The sequence below is a fragment of the Mesorhizobium sp. M8A.F.Ca.ET.021.01.1.1 genome (assembly GCF_003998025.1).
GTDB lineage: Bacteria > Pseudomonadota > Alphaproteobacteria > Rhizobiales > Rhizobiaceae > Mesorhizobium.
Genome location: NZ_RZSJ01000505.1, coordinates 1 through 4,565 on the forward strand (window position 1 = coordinate 1; position 4,565 = coordinate 4,565).

A 4,565-nucleotide genomic window follows, 5' to 3' on the forward strand; every position below is an offset into this window, starting at 1 on the left:
CCTCGGCGACGGCGTCGGGCTTGACCTCGGGCGTCGGATCGATAGCGGCTGTCTTGTCCTGCGGCGGCGGGGTCGGCGCCGGCTTGGCCGGCGTCGGCTTGGGCTCGGTCTGCTTGACCGGCTCGGGCTTCACCTCTTCCTTGGGCGTCGGCGCTGGCGCCACTTCCGTCGCCGGAGTGGGCTTGGGCTTTTCCTGCGGCTTCGGAACGTCCTCGGTCTTCGGGATTTCCTTCGGGGTCGGCGCGGGTGGCGGCGCCGAGGTCGTGTCGACGGGTTTTGGTTTGGCTTCCGGCGTTATCGGCTTGTCGGTGTCGACGCTGTTTTCGCCGACCTTCTGCGCGTTGGGTACGATATCGGGACGCTGCGTCGGCAGCGGCGCCGGCTTTTCATGCATCACGGCCTTCTTGTCGCCCTGCAGCGTCTGCGCGATGGCTTCCATCGGCACGATGTCGACCGCGACCGACTCCACGTCGGCGGACGGAAGCGCGGCCGGCGCCGACAGGGTGAACAGGCCGAAGGCCAGCACCGCCGTATGCAAGATCACCGATGTGGTGAGGCCGGTCCTCATCGTGAGTCTATTGATCCTGTTCCTGCAGTGAAACCAGGCCGATGTTCTTGTAGCCAGCGGCCGAGATGCGAGCCATGACCTTCATGGCCGTGCCATAGTCGGTCGACTTGTCGCCACGGATGAAGATGCGCTCTTCATAACCGGTCTTCGAGATAGCCTGCAGTTTGGCCACCAGCTCCTCGATCGGAATCTCGGTTTCCTGCAGGAAAATCTTCCCGGTCGCATCGATCGAGACGGTGATCGGCTGGGTGTCGGCATTCATCGCCTTGGCCTGGGTGTCCGGCAGGTCGATCGGCACGCCGACCGTCAGCATCGGTGCCGCGACCATGAAGATGATCAAGAGCACCAGCATCACGTCGACCATCGGCGTGACGTTGATCTCCGACATCAGCGCATGGTGACGGCCGCGCCGCCGGTGGCCGCGCCCGCCGCGCCCTCCCATGCCTACGGACATACCCATCTCGTTACTCCTCAGGCCTTAGGCGCGACTTTTTCATCGATTTGGCGCGAGAGTATGGCGGAGAACTCATCCGAGAACCCCTCCATGCGCACGGCTATCTTGCTCGCATCCGATGACAGCTTGTTGTAGGCGATGACCGCCGGAATCGCGGCGAGCAGGCCGATGGCCGTCGCCAGCAGCGCCTCGGCGATGCCGGGCGCGACCACCGCGAGGCTGGTGTTCTTGGAGCCGGCGATGGCCTGGAACGAGGTCATGATGCCGATGACGGTGCCGAACAGGCCGATGAAAGGTGCCGCGGATCCGGTGGTGGCGAGGAAGCCGAGGCGCCCCTCCAGCTTCTCCATCTCGCGGGTCAGCGCCAGGTCCATGGCCTTGTCGATGCGGGTCTGCAGGCCGAGCGGCGACTTGGCGCCTTTTTCGAAACTCTTCTTCCATTCGCGCATGGCGGCGACGAAAATGGCGCCCATGCCTGTCGTCTTGCGGTCGGCGAGCGTGCGGTAGAGCTCCTCCAGCGACTGCCCGGACCAGAAAACCTGCTCGAAGCGGTTCAGCGCCAGCCGCATGCGGCCATAGGCGACCAGCTTGTCGACGATGATCGCCCAGGTCCACACCGAAGCGCAGAGCAGCCCGATCATGACCAGCTTGACCACCCAGCTGGCCTGCATGAACAAGGCCCAAATCGACAATTGCGCGCCCGGTTCGGCGAGTGCGATATTTTCCATCGTTACGTCCTTAAGATTTTCCGGGCGAAGCTGGCGGCTGGCCCATGGCATCCCTTGTGGTCGGCTCGCACGAAGCTACCGGACACCCCAAACCGTGCCGTTAGCGGCCTTTTCGGGGCAAATATTGGTGAAAGGAAGGCGCTGGATAACGCCAATCTTCACCAGTCTCTTCATGAACCGTTATGGTTAAGGATGGGTTAGTGTTTAAGGCGCGGCGCATTGCCGCGCCTGGGTATCGCAGGCCGGCATCACCTGAATATCAGCCGACCCGTGGCATGAACGCCGCCACCCATTCCCTGGGAAAGCGCCTCGGCCGGCCGTTCTCGCCGATGATCGCCGCCTCGACCTTGGCCTCGACCAGCACCTCGTCGCCCCGCTTGAGCTGCTGTGCCATGAAGATTCGCGCACCGGAAATGGCATCGGTGCGGGTGTCGACGGTCAGGATGTCGTCGATGCGAGCGGGAATGCGGAAGTCGATCTCCATGCGGCGTACCACCCATGCGATCTTCTCGCCATGCTTGCCTTCGGCGAGTTCGGTGTGGTGCACGCCGGTGAGCCGGAGATAGTCGGAGCGGCCGCGCTCGAGGAATTCGAGGTAGCGCGCGTGGTAGACGACGCCCGAAAAATCGGTGTCGGCGTAATAGACCCGCGCCATCAGCCGGTGGCCGAACTCGGTCAGCGCGCCGGAAAGCCCAGCCAGCAATGCCGCGGATTCACCATGATCGCCCATTGCGCTTCCCTTTTGGATGCCGACGCGGCAGGTATTTTTGGCGCATGAACCCGATGGCACTGTTGACGACGATGATCAAGACCTTGATGGCAGTCGTGCTAGCGCTGGCGGCTTCTACACTTTCGGCTGAAGCGGCCACCTTCTCGATGAAGCGCGGTCTCAATCTCGACCAGTGGGTCACCTGGCCCGGCGAGGATCGGTGGGGTGATGCCAAGGCCATCCTGCCCTACCCGGAATGGCGAAAATTCCTTGGGGAAGACGACCTCAAGGCGTTGAAGGATGCCGGCTTCGATTTCCTGCGCATGCCGGTCGATCCGTCGCCTTTCCTCTCGGACAATACAACGGACCTGCGTTACCAACTCTATGCCAGCGTGCTGGACTCGACGCGCATGATCAACCAAGCCGGGCTGAAGGTCATCGTCGACATGCACCTGATCCCGGCCGGCGGCAGCCGCAAGATCGGCATGGGTGAGGTGATGGACGATCCCGCGACCTTCGACCGCTACGTCGAGATGGTTCGCGGCATGGCGCGCACGCTGGCGGGCGAAGATCCCGAAAAGGTCGCTTTCGAACCGATGAACGAGCCGATCGTCGATTGCGACAGCGACGGCACCAGCCTGTGGCCCGACCGCCAGCGCGAACTGTTCGCCGCGGCGCGCGCCTCGGCGACGAAGCTGACGCTGGTCCTGACCGGAGCCTGCTATTCCGCCGCCTCGTCGCTGGGGAAGATCGACCCGAGGACCATCCCCGACGACAACATCATCTGGACCTTCCACTCCTACGATCCATTCCTGCTCACCCATCAGGGCGCGACCTGGGCCGGCGACTTTATCCCCTACGTGACCGGCCTGCCCTATCCGTTGACCGCGGTTCCCAAGGCGCAGCTCGACGTCACGCTCGACACCATCCGCGCCCGGATTAAGGCCGAGGCGCCTTGGACACGGCAGAGCGGCCTGCTTGCCTATCTCGACGAGCAGGTCGCCAGCATGGACAGCCCCGACAAGCTGCTTGGCCTGATGGATGCGCCGTTCAAGACCGTCGAGGCGTGGGCGAAGGCCAACGGCATCAAGCCGCAAGACATCACCCTGGGCGAGTTCGGCATGATCCGCCAGGAATATGGCAATGCCTATGTGATGCCGGCGGAGTATCGGGCCGCCTATGTCAAGGATATGATCGCGCGGGCCGAAGCGCACGGCTTCTCATGGTCGCTGTGGAGCTATGGCGGCGCTTTCGGCGTCGTCGATGCGTTCAATGGCGACAAGGCCGAGCCAGACGTGATGGACGCAATCCGAAACCTCCCCTGAAGTCCCGGTCAGCCGAGGTCGATCTGCAGGATTTCCGGACGCATGCCGAAACGGATGGGCAAATTGCTGAAGCCGAGCCCGCCCGAGACGATCAGGTTGCGGTCGTTCTCGATGACATGGCCATAGGCGTAGCGATTGCCGAACTGCGACGGCACGATAGGCGAATAGCCGAACAGCCGCACCTGCCCGCCATGGGTGTGTCCCGCTAGCGTCAGCGACACACGCGACGGCACTTTTGGAAAAATGTCCGGTTCGTGCGCCAGCAGGATGACAGGCGCGGCGTCGCTGATTTTGGCCAGTGTGCCGTCGAGATCGTCCAATCCCCTGGGACGCTCGGTGTTCTTTTTCCGTAATAGCGCCAACTGATCGGCGAGGCCGGCGATCCATACGCCATGTCCGTCCTTTTCCAGACGCACGGCGTCGTTCTCCAGAACCGGGATGCCGACCTTCTCCAATGCCTTGCGCGCGATCGTCGGACCAACTCCGGCACGCTGCGCGAAGCCATCGGCCCACCAGTCGTGATTGCCGAGGATCGACAGCACGCCGAGCGGTGCCTTGAGGCCCGACAGGGCGCCAGCCCATTCCGGCGGCGTGACCCTACGTGACGCCAGGCGCATGCCGGCGATGTAGTCGCCGAGCAGAACGATCAGGTCCGGCTGCAACGCATTCGCCTCTTCGGCAAGCGAGGCAATCCGCTCCGGCGTCATCCAAGGCCGGCAGGCGTGGATGTCGGCAAGGGCGACGACGCGCAGCTTCAATCCATCAGGCCAATGCGGTGGCG

At 63.5% G+C, this 4,565-nt stretch carries 5 protein-coding genes and 1 pseudogene; 1 reads left to right on the forward strand and 5 read right to left on the reverse strand.

Translation table 11 applies throughout. The features are described from left to right. The 4 genes and pseudogenes from EOA36_RS28400 to ybgC all read right to left on the reverse strand — a co-directional run. Window positions 1–568: pseudogene (locus EOA36_RS28400) on the reverse strand (hypothetical protein); the annotation flags it as partial. A 7-nt stretch (window positions 569–575) separates the two neighbouring features. After that, the gene (tolR, locus tag EOA36_RS28405; protein WP_027141797.1) at window positions 576–1,028 is read right to left on the reverse strand and encodes a protein TolR; all 453 of its coding nucleotides are present in this window, start codon (window positions 1,026–1,028) and stop codon (window positions 576–578) included. Window positions 1,029–1,039: 11 nt separating this feature from the next. Further along, the gene (tolQ, locus tag EOA36_RS28410) at window positions 1,040–1,750 is read right to left on the reverse strand and encodes a protein TolQ (protein ID WP_015315267.1); all 711 of its coding nucleotides are present in this window, start codon (window positions 1,748–1,750) and stop codon (window positions 1,040–1,042) included. Between the two features lie 259 nt (window positions 1,751–2,009). Further along, window positions 2,010–2,480, reverse strand: a complete 471-nt coding sequence (gene ybgC, locus EOA36_RS28415; RefSeq protein WP_127280352.1) for a tol-pal system-associated acyl-CoA thioesterase — start codon at window positions 2,478–2,480, stop codon at window positions 2,010–2,012. Window positions 2,481–2,533: 53 nt separating this feature from the next. On the opposite strand from ybgC, the gene EOA36_RS28420 reads away from it, so the two are divergent. Next, the gene (locus tag EOA36_RS28420; protein WP_127280353.1) at window positions 2,534–3,784 is read left to right on the forward strand and encodes a cellulase family glycosylhydrolase; all 1,251 of its coding nucleotides are present in this window, start codon (window positions 2,534–2,536) and stop codon (window positions 3,782–3,784) included. Between the two features lie 8 nt (window positions 3,785–3,792). Here the strand turns inward: EOA36_RS28420 and EOA36_RS28425 are convergent. Further along, a partial coding sequence (locus EOA36_RS28425) for a metallophosphoesterase (RefSeq protein WP_145969344.1) occupies window positions 3,793–4,565 on the reverse strand: 773 nt, incomplete at its 5' end.